The following is a 17,365-nucleotide window of genomic DNA, read 5'->3' on the forward strand; positions in this document are numbered from 1 at the left end:
CCGGGTCACGCGGGGGTGATGCCGGGGCTCGTGCGCCCGGCCAGCCCGGCCAGCTCGGCCGCGAGGTGCCGGGCCAGCACCTCGACGTGCGGTGGGCCGCTCATCGACCGGTGGTCCCCCGGCACGACCTCGACGTGCAGATCGGCGCAGCACGCGGCCCACCCGAGTGTGCCGTCGTCGCGGTGCGGGTCCCGCGCCCGGAACAGCACAACACGGCCCGCGTACGACGCGGCCGGCTCCGGCCGGGTCGTGTCGAAGAGCACCACGACGTCGACGTGCTCGCCGAGCGCGGTCAGCCGTCGCGCGGTCTCGAAGGCCGGCAGCCCGCCGGCGAGCCGGTACGGCCCGGCCGGCTGCACCTCCCGCAGCAGTTCGACCCAGCGAGCCGGATCCTCCACATCGGACGGATCGAGCGCTTCGAAGCCGTAACAAGGGAAATCGCCGCCGAGGTGCGCCGAGAGCGGCACGTACGGCGGAAAGAGCACCAGCGGGGTGCCCTCGCCTTCGCGCAGGACCCGCAGCGGCCGGTCGAGCGCCGCCCGCACCAGGTCGGCCATCGCCGCGATGGTCGGTGTGGCGAAGAGCCCGTCCGCGGTGTGCACCTCCGCGACCCGCGCCGCCAGCCGGGTCGCCTGCTCCGGGGTGCCCGGAAAGGGCTGGTGGACGCCGAATTCGACGTCGCCGAGCACCTCCCGCCAGAGTCCGTGCAGCCACCGTTCGGCGTGGTCGCGCGGCGCGACCACCGTGGTGACCGGCGCCGGGGTGCCCGTCACGTGCTCGGTGAGGTCGGCCAGGCTCGCACCGCGCAGCAGCAACGGCACCGGCAACGCGACGCCGAACTCGCGCTCGGCCGCGGCCCGGGCGCGCATCGCCGTCAGGGAGTCGAGGCCGAGCTCGATCAGTGGCACGTCCGGGGCCACCTGGCCCGGCGGGCAGCCGAGCAGCGCGGCGAAGATGCCCGCGAGCCGCTCGTGCGTGCTCGCGACGGCGGGCGCGGTCACCCCGCCGAGCACAGCGGAGAAGAACGGCCGCCGGGTCAGCTCCGGGAACCGCGTGGCAACGCGGCCCGCGTCGAGCCGCGTGATCCCGACCGACGGCAGCTCCGAGGCGAGCACGGCGGCCAGCGCGTCGAGGCCTTCCGCGACCGGCATCGGGTCCTGCACGGGGTCCGCCGTCCACGCGCCCCAGCTCACCGCCGTCGCGGGCAGGCCCCGCGAGCGGCGCCACTGCGCAAACGCGTCCAGCCAGGCGTTCGCCGTCGCCTCGGCCGTTCGCCCCGGCGAGCCGAACAGCGCGGACGACGACGAATACAGCAGCCACCAGTCCGGCGGCGTGTCGGCCGTCGCCTCGTGCAGCCGCCGCGCGCCGAGCACCTTGGGCCGCCACACCGCCTCGACGTCGTCGGCGCGCACGGCGGCCGCGTGCACGATCCCCCGCAGTGGCAAGCCGTCCGCGGTGGCCGCGGCCACCAGCCGGTCGGCAACACCGGGGCCGGCGATGTCCCCGGCGACGACCACTACGTCCACTCCGGACAGTTCGAGCGTGCCGCCCCGCCGTCCGGAAAGGACGATCCGGGTCGCGCCGTGGCTCGCCAGCCAGCGCGCGGTGGCCAGCCCGAGCGCGCCGAACCCGCCGGTGATCACGTACGCCCCCGGCCCGGCCGCGACACCGTCGACGAGCGGGACGCGGGTCAGCCGCGCCGCGTACCGGACGTCGTGGCGCCAGCGCACTTCGTCGTCCGGTGCGTCCGAACGCAGCTCGCGGACGAGTGCGTCCACATCGGACCGCGCGTCGACGTCGACGAGGCTCGCCCGCAGCCCCGGCCGGTCGAACGCGAGCACCCGCACGAGTCCGCGCAGGGCCACCAGCCCCGGCTCGCCGCTCGACTGCGTCACCAGGTGGAACCGGACGCCGGGGCCGAGGCGGGTGACCACCGAGAGCACCGAAAGCAGCAGGTCCTGGATGTCTTCGGCGTCGTGGTAGGCGTGCGGCGCCCCGGTGAGGAAAACGACGCTCCGCACCGGCCGGTCGGCCAGGAACCCGGGCAGCTCGTCAAGATCGTCCTGCGGCAGCGAAAGCGCCTCGTCCCCGGCTTCGGCCAAGGCCACGGCCAGCGCGACGGCCCGGGCGAGGGCGACCGGGTGCTCGTCGGTGAGCAGCAGCCACGAGCCCGGCTCGCGCGGGGGAACCGGCGGCAGCGGCGCTTCGGGCCAGGCCGTCCCGAACGCGCGCGCGGCGAGCGGGACACCGCCGAGGGCCTCGAACCGGACGTCACCGAAGTCGGCCACCACCTCGCCGTCCGCGGTGACCAGCCGGACCGCGTCGGGCCCGCCGGCCTCGCACCGCACCCCTCGGCGCGGGTCACCGAGCAGCCGGACCCGGCCGAACGCCGTCGGCAGCCGGATCTCGTCGGGCAGCGTCGAGACGAGGGCGCGCAGGCAGCTGCCGGCCAGGAGCGGGTGGAACGCGTAGCCCGGCGGAACCGGCGGCACGGACGCCGGCTCGCCCGCCGGAGCGCTGGAGGGCGGCGCGGGCTCGGCGTCGGCCGACACCCAGGCCGTCGCGTGCCGCACCCAGCCGGGCCCGGCCTTGGCCCGCACGACGGCGGCGCCGTCGGCCCGGATCTCCGTGCTCAGCAGCGTTTCGCCGGTCACCGCCAGCATCCGGTGGACTTCGAGGCCGTCGACGCGGACGCGGCCGGTGCCGAGCAGTTCGCGGGCCCCGGCGAGGAACAGCTCCAGGAAGCCGGTCGCCGGGAACACCGGGACGTCGTGCACCCGGTGCTCGCCGAGCCACGCGGGTGCGTCCGGCGCGATCGTGGCCTGCCACAGGTGCCGGTCCTCCTCCGGCACTTCGACACGCGTGCCGAGCAGCGAGTGACCGGCGGTCCGGCGCGGCGGCCGGAACGTCCGGTGCTCCCAGGGCGGTGGGGGCAGGTCGAGCACGGGCGCCTCCGGGTAGCGCCGGTCGAGCACCGCCGGGTGGCCGGCGGTGTGGAGCTCGGCGAGCGAGTGTGCGTAAGCGTTTTCTTCGCCGTCACGACGGCTGAGGGTGGCCAGCGTCCGCACGTCGGCGCCGGCCGCGCGGGCCGTCTGCTCGACGGCGGCGAGCGCGATCGGGTGCGGCGAGACCTCGACGAACCAGCGGTGCCCGTCGGCGACCGCGGCGGCGACCGCCTGGGTGAACCGGACCGGACGGCGCAGGTTGGCGACCCAGTGGTCCTCGTCGAACGCCGGTGCCGCGCGCGGGTCGTCGAGCACGCTGGAGTAGCACGTCGCCGCGGGTGGTTGCGGCCGCAGCCGGCCCAGCCCGGCCCGGAACCGCGCGAGGATCGGCTCGACGGCCGCGGAATGCCCGGCACCGCCGACGGGCAGCCGCCGGGCCAGCCGGCCGAGACTTTCGACGTAGGTCACCAGCGCGGTGATGTGGCCGGGGCTGCCGCTGACCGTGCACTGCGTCGGCGACGCGTACACCGCGATCGTGACGCTGGGGAACCGCGGCCGCAGTTCGGCCAGCTCGGCCGCGGACAGTTCGACCACGGCCATCGCGCCGTCGGCCAGCTCCGGCAGCAGCTTCGCCCGGATGACGACGATGTCGAGGCCCGTTCCGGCGTCCAGCGCGCCCGCGACGACGGCCGCGGCGATCTCCCCCATCGAGTGGCCGAGCACGGCGGCGGGCTCAACACCGTGCGCCCGCCACCACGCCGCCAGTGCGACCTGCGTGCCGAACACCAGCGGCTGCCCGGCGGCCGGGTCACCGAGGTCGGCCTGCCGCCGCCGCAGCGCGCCCCGCAGCGAGAACCCGGCCTTGGCCAGGAACAACGGTTCCAGCTCGGCCACCGCGGCCCGGAACTCCGGCTCGGCGCTCAGCAGCCGCCGGCCCATCGCCGGCCACTGCGAGCCGTACCCCGAAAAGACGAAGACCGGGCGCGGCAGCTCGCGCCCGGTCGTGCCCCGCACGACGTCCGCCGTGGCCCCGCCGTCCGCCACGGCCCGCAGGCCCGCGGTGAGGCCGGCGCGGGACGAGGTGACCACGGCGGCACGCAGCGGCAGCTGGTCCCGGCGCCGGGCCAGCATCGCGGCCAGGTCACCCGGGGCGGTGCCACGGCCCGGCCCGGCGAGCCAGTCCGCCAGCTCGCCCGCCCGGCGGCGCAACGCCGGTTCCGAGCGGGCCGACACGGTGAACACCTGCGGCCGGCCGTTCCACCGTGAGCCCGGCGAGGCGGGCTCGATCGGCTTCGGCCACTCCTCGAGCACCACGTGGGCATGGGTGCCGCCGGAGCCGGCCGCCGAGACGCCGGCGCGCGCGGTGCCGGAGTACCGGGGCCAGTCCGCCGGCCGGTCCACCACGGACAGCCGGGTGAAGCCGACACGCGGGCTCGGCCCGGCGAAGTGCGGCGACGGCGGGATCCGGTGGTGCCACAGCGCCAGCACCACCTTGGCCAGCCCCAGGATCCCCGCCGCGGCTTCGAGGTCCCCGAACCCGGTCTTGGCCGAGCCGAGCAGCAACGGCCGGCGCGGGTCGCGGTTCCGGCCGAGGACCACGTCGAGGGCCTGTGCCTCGACCGGGTCGCCCGGCGGTGTCCCGACGCCGTGCGCTTCCACGTAGTCCACAGTGGACGGATTGGAGCTCGCGACCGCGTGCGCGTCGGCGAGCACCTGCTCCTGCGCGGCCGGACCGGCGCCCCGGCCCGCCGAGCCGACCGCGCTGCCGCGGATCACGGCCAGCACCCGATCACCGTCCCGGCGGACGTCGGCGAGCCGCTTCAGCACCACGACCCCGCAGCCCTCGCCGGGCACCCCGGCGTCGGCGGCCGGCGGCGCGAGCAGCAGGTGCACCCCGGCGGCGAGCGCCAGGTCGGCCTCCCCCGCGGCCAGCGCGCGGACCGCCTGGTGGACGGCAACCAGCGCCGCCGACCCCGCCGTGTCCACAACCACGCTCGGCCCGCGCAGGTCGAACCGGCCCGACACCCCGTTCGCGATCATCGACGCCGCCGCGCCGGCACCACGCCCTTCCGCAAGGGCGTATTCCACGGCCGAGACACCGGCGAACACCCCGGTGCGGCTGCCGCGCAGCGTGCCGGGCGCGATCCCGGCGTGTTCGAGCGCGGCCCACGTGGTCTCGAGGACGATGCGCTGCCGCGGGTCCATCACCGCGGCTTCGGCCGCGCCGATCCCGAAGAAGGCGGCGTCGAACCCGGCGACGTCGGCGAGGAAGGCACCGCTCTTGCCGGGCCCGAACCACGGACGGCGCTCGGCCGGCACCGCGCCGACCGTGTCGGCGCCGGCCAGCAGCGCGCGCCAGAGCTCGCCGGGTGAGGAGATGCCGCCGGGCAGCCGGCAGCCGATGCCGATCACCGCGACCGGCTCACCGGCCCGGGGCCGCGGCCCGGAGTCCACTTCGGACTCCCCGGCGAGCGCCGCGGCCACCGCCGCGATCGACGGGTGCCGCCGGAGCAGGCCGGGGTCCGGTTCACGCCCGAGCCGCGCGCCGACCTCGGCGGCCACGGTCACCGCGTCCCGCGAAGACAGCCCCAGCTCGGCGATCGGGACCCCCGCGTCGACCAGCTCCACCGGCAGGCCGGCGAGGGCGGCGATCCGTTCGGTGAGCCACCGGCGCAGCTCTTCGGGGTCGTTCATGGATTCCTCGCGCATTTCTCGCGGCGGCTCGGTGATTCACCGTATTTCCCACCGAGAATCCCTGTCAACGAATGGCGAATGCGCGGAAATACTTTGTCATTCCGTGCACTGCGGGTCCGGTGGCGGCTGTTGTCAGGGTGACAATCACGCGGCGGACATCCCGGTGACGCGCCACTTCCCGCCGACGCGCTCGGCCGTGACGCTCAGCTGGGCGGCGCCGGTGCTGCGCTGCCCGTCGCCCCTGGTCCCGGTCTGGTCGAGGAACACCAGCAGCGCCGCGCGGTCGCCGTCGAGCAGTTTCACCCCGGCCGCGACGGCCGTCGACGTCACCACGAGCTGCTGGTCGACGGCCAGCTTGCGGACCTGCCCGAAGAGCTGGTCGTACTGCGCGAGGGCGGGCCCGGTGAGGAGCTCCTTCGCCGCCTGCTCACTCTTGGCCGGATCGTCGTAGCGATAGGAGAAGACCGTGCCGAGCGCGGCGCTGATCTGCTTCCCGGCTTCCGCGGTGCCGGAGGCGTCGGAAAGCGCGGTGTTGTGCACAACCACGGCGTTCGTGCTGCGCGTTTCGAGCGTGAACCACACGGCGAGCCCGGCCATCACCATGGCGATCGCCGCGAAGACCACCCGCGACCGGCGCCGCGGTTTCACCGCCGGGGTTTCCGGCTCTTCCACCGGGGTTTCCGCCTCGTGGTGGCGCCCGGCCACCTTCACCAAGCGCTTCTTCGTCGGAGTGGTCATGGTGTCTCCCCCGTCGGCACCTGGCCGAGCCCGGTGACGTGCCAGCCGTCCGGCCCGCGGGTCAGGTCGGCCTGAAAGCGGTTGCGCTTGGTCACCGCGGCTCCCCCGTCCGGTGTCACCACCAGCTCGACCGCCGCGATCAGTTTCGCCGTGCCCGCGCCGGTGTCCACTTCGGTCACCGCCGCGTCGGTCACCTTCCCGGCGGTGACGGTCTTCGCCTGCGCGATGCGGTCGAGACTGCCCTGGCGGTCGGCCGCGAGCTCGTCGTGCAGTGCCCCGCCCGACAGCTCGAGCCACCGCTGGTAGCCCGGCGCGGCCTGCTGGTAGTCCAAAGTGGTCAGTCCGGCGACCGCGGTCCGGCCCGCCTGCAGGGCGTCCTCCCGGACGACCGCCCGCGCGACCCCGTCGTCGTGCGACGCCTGCCACCAGGTGTACCCCGACCACCCGGCCGCCGCGGTCGCGAGGACCGCCACCGCCGGGGCCAGCCAAGCGAAGATCCTCACGGCCGTCCTCCCGGTGCGTTCTGCGAACCCCGCACGTTGGTCGGGTCGCCCCGCGGCAGCGCGCAGCGCGCGGCCGTGTTCAGCGGGCGGGCCGAGGTGTCGAGGCCGTTGTGGTAGGGCGTCGTGTACCCGGTGGTGCACGGCGGTGGGTCGAAGAAGGTCAAGGACAGCCCGAAGTGCGCGCCGTCCGCCCGCACCACCGCGCTGCCCGCGGCGACCGCCTGCGGCGCGGTGATAAGCAGCTGACGCAGCCCGCTCTGCCGCGCTTCGAGCACGTCCGCGGTGGTCAGCAGGTTGGCCAGCAGCACACCCAGCTGCGGCCCGGAGTCGCGGATCAGCGCGCCGACCTCGTTCGCCGCCGCGGGCACCGCCGGGATGAGCGTGCGCAGATCGCCGTCGGACTGCTTGAGTGTCGCCGCGAGCAGCTTCGCGTTGGCGCCGAAGCTCCGGATCGCGTCCGCCTGCTGCACCTGGGTGTCGAGCACCACGTGCGCGTCGGTGACGAACCGGGTCAGCGGCGCGACGTGCGCGCTCGCCGCCTGCACGAACTCGATGCCGCGGCCGATCAGCTGGTCGAGCGCCGGGCCGGCGTCGGACGTCGCGTTGTACAGCTCGTCGACCACCGTGCGCAGCGCGGGCTTGGGCACCGAGTTGGCAAACGAGTCCACCGTCGACAAAACGACGTCGACCGGCAGCGGGATCTTCGTGTCGGCCTGGATGATGACCGAGCCGTCCTGCAGTTTCGGCCCGCCGTCGGTGCGCGGCCGCAGGTCGACGTACTGCTCGCCGATCGCCGACCGGTCGGCGACGACGGCTTCGGTGTCGGCCGGGACCGGCGCGGTGCCGGAGTCGATCTCGAGGTCCGCTTCCATCCCGGCCGGGGTGAGCCGCAGCTCGCCGACCCGGCCGATCGGCACCCCGCGGTAGGTGACCTCGGCGTTGGTGAAGATGCCACCGCCGGTCGGGAACTGCGCCTTCACGGTGTAGCCGCGGTCGAAGAACACCTTGTCGAGGCCGGCGTAGGTGGCCCCGACGTAGGCGACGCCGAGCACGGCGATCACCACGAAGAGCGTCACCTGGACACGCACGAACCGGGTCAGCATCAGTGGCCCACCTTGAGGAACCCGTTGAGGTAGTCACCGCGGATGGTGTCGAGCGCGGCGTCCGGGAACGGGAAGGTGAAGATCATCTCCATCGCCTTCGGCAGTTTGTCACCGGAGTCGGCCAGCCGCCGCAGCAGCGGTTCGAGCGACTTGAGGTCGGCGACGAGGTCGTCCTTGCTGCGGTTCACCGTGTCGACGGCGACGGAGGTCAGCCCGTCCAGCGACTTGAGCATCCCGACCAGCGCTTCCCGCTGCTGGTTGAGGACGCCGATGCCGGGGGTCAGGCCGTTCAGCGTGGTGGTGATCTGGTCGGTGTGCGCGCTCAGCGTCCCCGCGAGCTTGTTGACACTCTCGATGGCCCGCGTGATCTCGTTACGGTGCTCGTCGAGCCCCTGGACAAACGTGTCCAAATTGGACAGCAGGCTGCGTGCCGCCGTCTCCTTGCCGCCGAGGGCGTCGTTGAGCTCATGGCTGATGTTCTGGACCTGCGCGACCCCGCCGCCGTTGAGCAGCAGGGACAACGCGCCGAAGACCTCCTCGATTTCGGGCGTCAACGTGGACCGGTCCAGCGGGATGGCCGCGCCGTCGAGGAGCCGGCCGGACGGCGTCGCGTCGTCCGGCGGGGCCAGCTCGACGAACTTCTCCCCGAGGATGCTGGCCTGCCGCAGCCGCGCGACGGCGTTGCCCGGCAGGTCGACGTCGCCGTTGAGCAGCAGGTCGACCCGCGCGCTGTGCCCGTCCGGCGCCAGCTCCACCTTGACGACCTGGCCGACCGGCACGTCGTTGACCTTGACCCCGGACTGCGGCACCAGGTCGAGCACGTTGGTGAAGCTCGCGGTGACGTGGATCGGGTGGTCGCCGAGCGCGGCGCCGCCGGGCAGCGGGATGTCGTAGACGCTCACCCCGCGGCCACAGCCGGTGGTGACCAGTGCAAGCGTCACCACCGCGGCCAGCTTGACCAGGGACTTCATTTGGTCTCCGGGAACTCGAGGAGGTTGCCGCGGCCGTCGATGGTCCCGGTCGCCTGGTTGTAGGCGCCCAGCAGGTTCGTCAGGGCGTTCGGGGCCGCGTCGAGCGCTTCGGCGAGGGAGTCCTTCTGGTTCACGAGCACCTTCGTGACGTCGGCCAGCTTGTCCACATCGGACTGCACCTTGCCGCGGTTGTCCTTGATGAACCCCTGCACGACACTCAGCGCCTGGGTCAGCTCGGTCAGCGCGCCGGAGAACTGGTCACGCTGGTCGGCGAGCACCTTGCTGATCGACGCGATCTGCGAGATGGCCTGCTTCACCTGGCCGTCGTTGGCGGCGAGCATCGCGGTGAACTTGCTGATGTTGTCGACCGAGTTGAACAGGTCGTCCTTGGAGTCGCTCGCGGTGCGGGCGAATTCGCCGAGGTTCTTGATCGCCTCGCCGATGGTCTGCCCGTTGCCGTTGAGGTACTCCGCCGACTTGGTCAGCACCTCGCTGACCGCGCCGTCCTTGTTGGCGCCCTGCGGCCCGAGCGCCGACATCAGCTGGTTGAGGCTGTGCAGCAGGTCGTCGACCTCGACCGGGGTCGCGGTGCGCTCGCGCGGGATCGACGCGCCGTCGGCCAGCTCCGGTCCGCCCTGGTAGACGGGCGTGATCTGGACGTACCGGTCGGCGACCAGGCTCGGCGTGATGACCACGGCACCGGCGCCGGCCGGCAGCCGGACGTCCGGCTTCAGCGTCATCGTCACCTTGACGTCGGTGCCGTTCGGTTCCACTTTGGACACCGAACCGATGGCGACGCCGAGTACGCGCACGTCGGAGTTCGGATAGATGCCGACAGCCGCGGTGAAGTACGCGGTGAGCGTGCGCTCGCCGGGCCGGGTGGCCAGCGGCCACACCGTCGTGACCAGCAGCGCGAGCACGACTCCGACGGCGAGCGCCCGCAGCCGGGTGCGGCGTTTCGCCTGCGCGCCGAGGTCGATCAGCTGGTGCGCCATCAGCGTCCCCCGTTCTTGGGCGGCAGGCAGCTGCCGGGTGTGGTGCCGGTGGGGATCAGCCCGCAGATGTAGGTGTCGATCCACCGGCCGTTGCCGACGGCGTTGCCGAGCAGCCGGTAGAACGGGCCGGCCAGGCGCAGGCTGTCCTCGAGCTTCCCCTGGTTGCGCTGCAGCACGGTGGCGACGCGGTCGAGCTGGTCGAGCGCCGGGCCGAGTGTCTGCTGGTTCTCCGCGACCAGCCCGCGCAGCTGGATCGACAGGTCCTTGATGCCGGTGAACAGCTTCGCGATCGCGTCCTTGCGGGCGTTCAGCTCGGTGAGCAGCGTGTTGCCGTCGCGGATCAGCGCCTGGATCTGGCCGGACCGCTCACCGAGGGTCTTCGACACCTGGTTGGTGTTCTGGAACAGCTTGACCAGCTCTTCGTCGCGCGAAGCAAGCGTTTGCGACAGGGCGGCGATCCCGTCGAACGCGGTCCGGACGTCGCTGGGCGCCGACGCGCCGAGGGTGTCGGACAGCGTGCGGAACGCTTGCGCGAGCTGGTCGGTGTTGATCGCGCCGACCGTGCTCGCGAGGTCGTTGAACACGTCGGTGACGTCGTAGGGCGAGCTCGTGCGCTCGGCCGGGATCGGCTGGTCCGGGTTCAGTTCACCGTTGCCGACCGGGTCGAGCACCAGGTTCTTCTGGCCCAGCAGCGTCTTGATCTTGATCGCCGCCGTCGTCCGGTTGCCCACCCAGGTGTCCTTGACGCGGAACAGCACCTCGACGTGGTCCCCGGCCAGCCGCACGTCGGTGACCTCGCCGACCTTCACCCCGGCGACACGGACCTCGTCGTTCGGCTTCAGCCCGGCGGCCTCGTGGAACTCCGCCCGGTACGTGGTGCCGCCGCCGACGAGCGGCAGGTCGTCGGAGAAGAACGTCGCACTGCCGATCAGCGCCATGACCAGCGCGGTCACCGCGCCGACGGCGATCGGGTTGCGCGCCCGGAACGGTTTGACGCGCGGCGGTTTCATCGGCACCTCGCAGCCGTGACGGGGACGCCCGGTGGCGGGCCGCCCGGCGCCGGCCGGGCGTCGGTTTCCACCGAGCACAGGTAGAAGTTCGCCCACGAGCCGTAGGAGAACAGCGTGCCGATGCGGTCGAGCTTCTTCGGGAGGTTGGTGATGAACTGCTCGAACACCGGGGTGTTGTCGGCCAGGTTCTTCGACAGGTCGCCGAGCGCGGTGATGCTGTCCTTGAGCGGCTGACGCCCTTGCTGGAGCAGCCCGGCGGTGGCGGTGGTCAGCTCGCCGAGGCCGCCGATCGCCGACCCGATCGGCTTGGCGTCCGCGGCCAGGCCGGTGACGAGCTGCGCCGTGGTGTCGACGAGCGCGTCGAACTGGTCACCCTGGGCGTTCACGGTGTCGAGCACGGTGTTGAGGTTGCCGATCACCTGGCCGATGACCTGGTCCTTGCCGGCCAGCGTGGACGTCAGTGACGCCGTGTGCCGCAGCAGGCTCTCGATCGTGCTGCCCTCACCTTGCAGCACCTGGATGATCTCGAACGACAGCTGGTTGACGTCGTTCGGCGACAGCGCCTGGAAGAGCGGCTTGAAGCCGTTGAACAGCGCGGTGAGGTCGAGGGCGGGTTTGGTCCGTTCGAGGGGGATCTGCGCGCCTTCGGCGAGGGTCGGCGACGTGTCGGTGGCGCCCGGGTCGACCGAGAGGTACCGCTGGCCGACGAGGTTGCGGTAGCGGATGGTGACCGCCGCCGACGCGGTGAGCCGGTGTGTGCGGTCGACCGAGAACGAGACGTCGGCCAGGCGGTGCTCGACCACGTGCACCTCGTCGACCTGGCCGATCCGGACGCCGGCCATCCGGACCTCGTCGCCGGAGTTGACCGAGGTGGCGTCGGTGAACCGCGCCGTGTACCCGATGGTGGCGCCGACCCCGGAGTTGGCGATCGTGATCGCGAGCACCCCGGTGGCGACCGCGGTGATCAGGAAGAAGATCAGGCCCTTGATCGCGGGCCCGGTGACGCTCCTCATCGGACGGTCACCTCCGTCCCCCGCAGCGCGGGTCCGATCAGCACACTGCTCCAGTCCGGCACGTCCCCCAGCGCCGGCTTGAGCAGTTCCGCGACGAGCTGCCGCTCACCCGGGGAGTTGGCCGGGCCGAGGTCGCCGTCGGTCGCGAACGCGGCACCCGGCGCCGCCGCGCCACCGCCGTAACACTTCGGCCCGCCGGTGGCGTCGAACCGCGGGTTGTCGCGGCCGGGCACGTACTTCTCGCGCGGGTCCTGCACGGTGAGCGTCACGTGCAGGCCCGGTTCGTTCGTGCCCTTGCCGAGGGCCTTCTCCATCAGCGGTTTGAGCCGGTTGACCGCGTCGAACAGGCACGGGAACTCCGGCGAATACCGCGACAGCAGTTCCAGCGACGGGCGGCTCGCGGCCGAGACGCCGATGATGTTGTCCTTGTTCTTCCGTAGGAACTCGTTCAGGTGCCCCGTTGCGCTGGTGACGCTCGTGTAGAGGTTGTCGAGGTCGGCGCGGGTGTCCACAATGGTCTTCGCGGTGGTCGAGAGGTCGGTCAGCGCCTGCAGGATGTCCGGCGCGGCGCCGGTGTAGACGTCGGCCGCGTTCGCGAGCCCGGTGATGTCCGCCTTGAACTGCGGCATGAGCGGGTTCACCTGGCCGAGCAGGTCCTGCAGCTGGACGATGCTGTCCCCCAGCGGTTTCCCCCGGTTGTCGAGCGCCTGCGAGATGGCGCCGAGCGAGCTGTTCAGCTTCTGCGGCTGGACCGCGCGCAGCAGCGGGAGCAGGTCACCGAGCACCCGCTCCAGCTCGATCGCGCTGGACGAGTGGTCCTGCGCGATGACGTCGCCGGCGCGCAGGGAGCCGCGTGGCAGGTCGGGCAGCACGAGGTTGACGTACCGCTCGCCGAACACCGTCTTGGGCAGCAGCCGCGCGGAGACGTTGCGGGGCAGCTGCCCCAGCTTCGCCGGGTCGAGCGCGAGGTCGATCTCGGCGCCCGTCCCCGTGCTGCGCACCGCCCGGACCTCGCCGAACGGCACTCCCTTGACCTTCACCTCGGCGGTCGGGGCGAGCTGGTTGCCGACCCGGTCCGCCTGCAGCGTCACCAGCTCGGAGCGGTCGAAGTCCTTGTCGTAGATGGCCACCGCGAGGTACCCGAGCAGGACCAGCACCCCGAGGAACGCGACCCCGGCGAGCTGCGTGCGGAACCGGCTCATCCGGACACCTTGACCGTGGTCGTCGCGCCCCAGATGGCCAGCGACAGGAACAGGTCGAGCACGCTGATCAGCACGATCGACGTCCGCACCGCCCGGCCGACCGCCACCCCGACACCGGCCGGGCCACCGCTCGCGCGATAGCCGTAGAAGCAGTGCGTCAGGATCACGCCGACACTGAAGACCAGGACCTTGCCGAACGACCACAGCACGTCGCCGGGAGGCAGGAACAGCGTGAAGTAGTGGTCGTAGGTGCCGCCGGACTGTCCGAAGAAGACAACGGTGGTGAGCCGCGAGCCGAGGTAGGAGATCAGCAACCCGATGACGTACAGCGGGATGATCGCGATGAACCCGGCGACGATCCGCGTCGTGACGAGGTACGGCATGCTCCGCACGGCCATCACCTCGAGCGCGTCGATCTCCTCGGAGATCCGCATCGCGCCGAGCTGCGCGGTGAACCCACTGCCCACAGTGGACGAAAGCGCGAGCCCGGCGACCAGCGGCGCGATCTCGCGGGTGTTGAAGTACGCGGTCAGGAAGCCGGTCATCGCCGAGATGTTGATCTGGTTCAGCGCGCTGAACCCCTGCAGGCCCACGGTGACGCCGGTGAACACGCACAGCCCGACCATCACGCCGATCGTGCCGCCGATCACCGCGAGCGCGCCGCTGCCGAACGTCACCTCGGCCAGCAGCCGCACCACCTCGCGGAAGTAGCGGGTGACCGCGAGCGGGACGGCGGCGAGCGCGCGGACGTAGAAGAGCAGCTGGTCGCCGAGGTCGAACAGCCGGTCGCCGGGTTTGCCGAGGATGGCCACTCAGGTCCCCTTCGCCGGAACGAGTTGCAGGTACAGGGCGGTGAGCACGGTGTTGACGAAGAAGAGCAACAGGAACGTGATGACGACGGACTGGTTGACCACGTCGCCGACGCCCTTCGGCCCGCCTTTCGGGTTCAAGCCGCGGTAAGAGGCGACAACTCCGGCGAGGTAACCGAAGATCACCGCCTTCACCGAGCTGACCACGAGGTCCGGTAGCTGCGCGAGGGCGTTGAAGCTGGCCAAGTACGCGCCGGGTGTGCCGCCCTGGATGATCACGTTGAAGAAGTAACCCCCGAGCACGCCGACCACGCTGACCAGGCCGTTGAGCAGCACGGACGCGCAGACCGCGGCCTGCACCCGCGGCACGACCAGGCGCTGGATCGGCGAGACCCCGAGCACCTCCATCGCGTCGATCTCCTCGCGGATGCTGCGCGCACCGAGGTCGGCGCAGATCGCGCTGCCGCCCGCGCCGGCGATGATCAGCGTGGTCACGATCGGGCTCGCCTGCTGCACGACGGCCAGTACGCTCGCCGCGCCGTTGAACTGCTGGGCGCCGATCTGGCTGGTGAGCGAGCCGAGCTGCAGCGAGATCACCGCGCCGAACGGGATGGAGACGAGGATCGCCGGCGCGATGGAAACGCTGGCGATGAACCAGAACTGCAGGACGAACTCGCGGACCTGGTACGGGCGGCGGAACATCGCGAGGATGATGTCGAGGCCCATCGCGCACATGCGGCCGAACTCGCGCAGGCCGTTCGCGGCCCGCTGCTGCACCTGGATCGTCATGCCGCCCCGCAGCCGTTCGGGCCGGTGCTGCCCACGCAGCGGAGCACGAGGTGCGTCACCAAGGTGTTGCCGGGCCCGGAAACCAGGCCGGTGAGCAGCCGGCTGAGGTCCTCGTGACCGCGGCAGCCCGCGAACGGCGGGGTGGTGAACGTCGTCTGCGTCTTCGCCGGCTGCGCGGGAAAAGCCAGTGGCAGCAGGGACTTGAGGTTCACCTCGGCGGGCTGGGCGGTGCGGCAGTCCGGGCCGACGTCGAGCGTCTTGCCTTCCACCTCGAGGTTCGAAAGCTTGACGAAGACCTTCGCGGTGACGTCGGCGTCGGCGCAGAGGTTGGTCTGCGTCTGCTTGCAGTTGGTGTCCTTGCCGGTCAGCACCTGGGTGCTGCCGGTGACGTCGCCGGCCGGGACCAGCTCGACCGTGCCGGTGGCCGGCATGAACCGGAACGTCACGAAGTAGCTGGAGGTCACCGGGATGGTGAGCTTGCCGGTGAGCGGCACGCGGCCGCTGAGGCCGAGCAGGGCGCCGTCGAACCGGCCCTGCGGGAAGGTGATGTCGGAGCCGAGCTTCGCGACGTGGCTGGTGGTCGGCTGCTGCTCGTCACCGACGTAGAACCCCACCGGGAAGTTGACCGCGGCAGCCTGGGCTCCGGGTGCGCTCTCGCTCGGCGCGGCTTCCGCGGCGCCGAGCGAGAACGCGGCCAGGACCAGCACGAGCAGGAGCGGCACCGCGCGTGTCAGCACTGACATCCGAAGTTCCTCATGTTCCGTAGTTACTCATGATTCCTTTTTTCACACAAGGAATCCGCGTTTCTTGTCATGCCGCTCAGTGGCAGGCGGGGCGGTTTTTCCCCGCCGCGTCACAACTTCACTTCTTGGTCAGGTTCACTTCCAGCTTGTTGCCGGGGCCGGAGGTGATGCCGGTGATCAGCCCGGTGAGGAAACCGCAGCCGGTGAACCGCGGGATGCCGTAGGTCGCGGTCAGCTTGCCGCCCTTGAGCGGGTCGAACCCGGGCGCCGAGGCGAGCGGCACGTCGGCCGGCTTGACCGTGTGGCACGAGTTCGACGACAGGATCGGGAAGCCGAACACGCGGACCTTGGTGAGCTGGACGTCCACCTGCGCGTTCGCCTTGACCGCACCGCCGGTGAGCGTGCCGTTGATCGCGCCGACCTGGTCGAGCTTCACCGTCGCGGACGCCGGGATGAAACCGAGCACCCGGAAGTACACGTCCGACTTCGGCAGCGCGAGCTGGGCGCCGAACTTGCCCGACGCGGCGTCGAGCTTCGCGTCGAGGCTGCCGGGGCCGAGCGGCAGCGTGGCGTGCAGCTGCTTGAGGACCGAGTGGCCGTTCACCGTGTACTTGACCTGGACGCCGCCCGGCGGCGTCGTGGTCGGGGTGGTCGGCTGAGTGGTCGGGGTGGTGGGCTCCGTCGTCGGCGTGGTCGGCTCAGTGGTCGGCGTGGTCGGTTCCGTCGTCGGGGTGGTCGGCTCCGTGGTGGGAGTCGTGGGTTCCGTCGTCGGCGTTGTGGGTTCGGTGGTCGGAGTGGTGGGCTCCGTCGTCGGCGTGGTCGGCTCAGTGGTCGGAGTTGTGGGTTCGGTGGTCGGAGTGGTCGGCTCCGTCGTGGGAGTTGTCGGCTCCGTGGTCGGAGTTGTGGGCTCGGTCGTGGGAGTCGTCGGCTCGGTGGTCGGAGTGGTCGGCTCCGTCGTCGGCGTGGTCGGCTCCGTCGTCGGAGTCGTGGGCTCGGTCGTCGGGGTGGTCGGGGTGGTGGGCGTCGTCGGGGTCGTCGGCGTGGTGGTGCCGCCCGCCGGCTTGACCTCGAACGTGCCCAGCTGCTGGTTCTGCCCAGGGACGGCGATGCAGTCCGAGGTGAACGTGCCGAGGTCGGTCGGCTGGCCGTCCGCGGTGCGCGGGGTCATCGTGGTGCTGAAGTTCCCGACCGTCACCGACGCGGTGCCCGGGCTGGGGAACGTCACCGCCGGCGCCTTGCCACTGCTCTTGACGTGGAACGCGCCCGCGGCCGGCACCGGCGTCGACGCGATGGCCAGCGGCAGGTTCAGGTTCAGCGTTTTGTCGACCGGGTACTTGAGCACGGCCGCGGCCTTCGCGCTGCCGTCCAGCGAGGTGGCGCCGACCAGCGCCAGGCCCTCGGTCGCGGTCTCCGGCACGGTGACGTCGACGTCGAAGGTGATCGGGGTCGACGCGGCGCCCGCGACGGCGTTGTCCGGCAGGTTGGTGTCGATCTTCACCGTCAGCACCTGATCACCGATCAGGGGGAACGGGCAGTTGTAGTTCAGCGTCAGGCTCACCGGCGCGGCCTGCGTCGGCCCGGCCCCGACCAGCGCGACGGTGGCCGCGACTCCCGCGACGGTCACCGCGGCCAGACCGTAGGCGGGCTTTCTCGACTTCCACGAAAACTTCACGGCTCGTCACCTCGGGGAATGGGGGAATTTGAACGAAAACTACCTCCGCGATTCCCAGCGGACAAGCGGCGCCCGATTCTTTGTCACGCGCATTGGATCGCCCTCACCACGAACGTTGACCCAGGTCAGGACTTATCACGCGCAGACGGAACGACCACCGGAAAATTGTCATGCGCAC

13 protein-coding genes are annotated in these 17,365 nt (G+C 71.9%); all 13 read right to left on the minus strand.

The window, feature by feature from the left end:
- Positions 1–5: 5 nt before the first annotated feature.
- On the minus strand, positions 6–5,639 hold the full coding sequence (locus ACIA5G_RS21155; RefSeq protein ID WP_395925616.1) for an acyltransferase domain-containing protein: 5,634 nt from the start codon (positions 5,637–5,639) through the stop codon (positions 6–8).
- 144 nt (positions 5,640–5,783) lie between these two features.
- Entirely contained in the window at positions 5,784–6,377 is a 594-nt protein-coding gene (locus tag ACIA5G_RS21160; RefSeq protein WP_395925618.1) for a hypothetical protein, read from the minus strand.
- Positions 6,374–6,880, minus strand: coding sequence for a hypothetical protein (locus tag ACIA5G_RS21165; protein ID WP_395925620.1), 507 nt, complete (start codon positions 6,878–6,880; stop codon positions 6,374–6,376). Before ACIA5G_RS21165 ends, ACIA5G_RS21160 begins: the two co-directional genes overlap by 4 nt.
- Positions 6,877–7,983 carry an MlaD family protein gene (locus tag ACIA5G_RS21170; protein ID WP_395925622.1) on the minus strand — a complete coding sequence of 369 codons (1,107 nt, stop codon included), beginning with the start codon at positions 7,981–7,983 and terminating at the stop codon, positions 6,877–6,879. Before ACIA5G_RS21170 ends, ACIA5G_RS21165 begins: the two co-directional genes overlap by 4 nt.
- Complete coding sequence (locus tag ACIA5G_RS21175) at positions 7,983–8,954, minus strand: MCE family protein (protein WP_395925624.1); 972 nt, start codon at positions 8,952–8,954, stop codon at positions 7,983–7,985. Before ACIA5G_RS21175 ends, ACIA5G_RS21170 begins: the two co-directional genes overlap by 1 nt.
- On the minus strand, positions 8,951–9,949 hold the full coding sequence (locus tag ACIA5G_RS21180; RefSeq protein ID WP_395925626.1) for an MCE family protein: 999 nt from the start codon (positions 9,947–9,949) through the stop codon (positions 8,951–8,953). Before ACIA5G_RS21180 ends, ACIA5G_RS21175 begins: the two co-directional genes overlap by 4 nt.
- Positions 9,949–10,959, minus strand: a complete 1,011-nt coding sequence (locus tag ACIA5G_RS21185) for an MCE family protein (RefSeq protein WP_395925628.1) — start codon at positions 10,957–10,959, stop codon at positions 9,949–9,951. Before ACIA5G_RS21185 ends, ACIA5G_RS21180 begins: the two co-directional genes overlap by 1 nt.
- Positions 10,956–11,972 carry an MCE family protein gene (locus ACIA5G_RS21190; RefSeq protein ID WP_395925630.1) on the minus strand — a complete coding sequence of 339 codons (1,017 nt, stop codon included), beginning with the start codon at positions 11,970–11,972 and terminating at the stop codon, positions 10,956–10,958. The genes ACIA5G_RS21185 and ACIA5G_RS21190 overlap by 4 nt, the downstream gene beginning before the upstream one ends.
- Positions 11,969–13,174 carry an MCE family protein gene (locus ACIA5G_RS21195; RefSeq protein WP_395925632.1) on the minus strand — a complete coding sequence of 402 codons (1,206 nt, stop codon included), beginning with the start codon at positions 13,172–13,174 and terminating at the stop codon, positions 11,969–11,971. Before ACIA5G_RS21195 ends, ACIA5G_RS21190 begins: the two co-directional genes overlap by 4 nt.
- Positions 13,171–13,986, minus strand: a complete 816-nt coding sequence (locus ACIA5G_RS21200) for an ABC transporter permease (RefSeq protein ID WP_013229372.1) — start codon at positions 13,984–13,986, stop codon at positions 13,171–13,173. Before ACIA5G_RS21200 ends, ACIA5G_RS21195 begins: the two co-directional genes overlap by 4 nt.
- A complete protein-coding gene (locus ACIA5G_RS21205; RefSeq protein ID WP_395925634.1) occupies positions 13,987–14,772 on the minus strand; it encodes an MlaE family ABC transporter permease in 786 nt (261 codons plus the stop codon). It lies immediately after the preceding gene.
- Positions 14,769–15,515 carry a hypothetical protein gene (locus tag ACIA5G_RS21210; protein ID WP_395925636.1) on the minus strand — a complete coding sequence of 249 codons (747 nt, stop codon included), beginning with the start codon at positions 15,513–15,515 and terminating at the stop codon, positions 14,769–14,771. Before ACIA5G_RS21210 ends, ACIA5G_RS21205 begins: the two co-directional genes overlap by 4 nt.
- Before the next feature lie 118 nt (positions 15,516–15,633).
- The gene (locus ACIA5G_RS21215; protein WP_395925638.1) at positions 15,634–17,187 is read right to left on the minus strand and encodes a DUF6801 domain-containing protein; all 1,554 of its coding nucleotides are present in this window, start codon (positions 17,185–17,187) and stop codon (positions 15,634–15,636) included.
- Positions 17,188–17,365 lie beyond the last annotated feature (178 nt).

The organism is Amycolatopsis sp. NPDC051758 (assembly GCF_044453095.1).
Lineage (GTDB): Bacteria > Actinomycetota > Actinomycetes > Mycobacteriales > Pseudonocardiaceae > Amycolatopsis.

Bases quoted from the DNA above. Each gene is read 5' to 3' on its own strand.
- ACIA5G_RS21155 (WP_395925616.1), bottom strand. From the start codon at position 5,639: ATGAACGACCCCGAAGAGCTGCGCCGGTGGCTCACCGAACGGATCGCC.
- ACIA5G_RS21160 (WP_395925618.1), bottom strand. From the start codon at position 6,377: ATGACCACTCCGACGAAGAAGCGCTTGGTGAAGGTGGCCGGGCGCCAC.
- ACIA5G_RS21170 (WP_395925622.1), bottom strand. From the start codon at position 7,983: ATGCTGACCCGGTTCGTGCGTGTCCAGGTGACGCTCTTCGTGGTGATC.
- ACIA5G_RS21175 (WP_395925624.1), bottom strand. From the start codon at position 8,954: ATGAAGTCCCTGGTCAAGCTGGCCGCGGTGGTGACGCTTGCACTGGTC.
- ACIA5G_RS21180 (WP_395925626.1), bottom strand. From the start codon at position 9,949: ATGGCGCACCAGCTGATCGACCTCGGCGCGCAGGCGAAACGCCGCACC.
- ACIA5G_RS21185 (WP_395925628.1), bottom strand. From the start codon at position 10,959: ATGAAACCGCCGCGCGTCAAACCGTTCCGGGCGCGCAACCCGATCGCC.
- ACIA5G_RS21190 (WP_395925630.1), bottom strand. From the start codon at position 11,972: ATGAGGAGCGTCACCGGGCCCGCGATCAAGGGCCTGATCTTCTTCCTG.
- ACIA5G_RS21195 (WP_395925632.1), bottom strand. From the start codon at position 13,174: ATGAGCCGGTTCCGCACGCAGCTCGCCGGGGTCGCGTTCCTCGGGGTG.
- ACIA5G_RS21205 (WP_395925634.1), bottom strand. From the start codon at position 14,772: ATGACGATCCAGGTGCAGCAGCGGGCCGCGAACGGCCTGCGCGAGTTC.
- ACIA5G_RS21210 (WP_395925636.1), bottom strand. From the start codon at position 15,515: ATGTCAGTGCTGACACGCGCGGTGCCGCTCCTGCTCGTGCTGGTCCTG.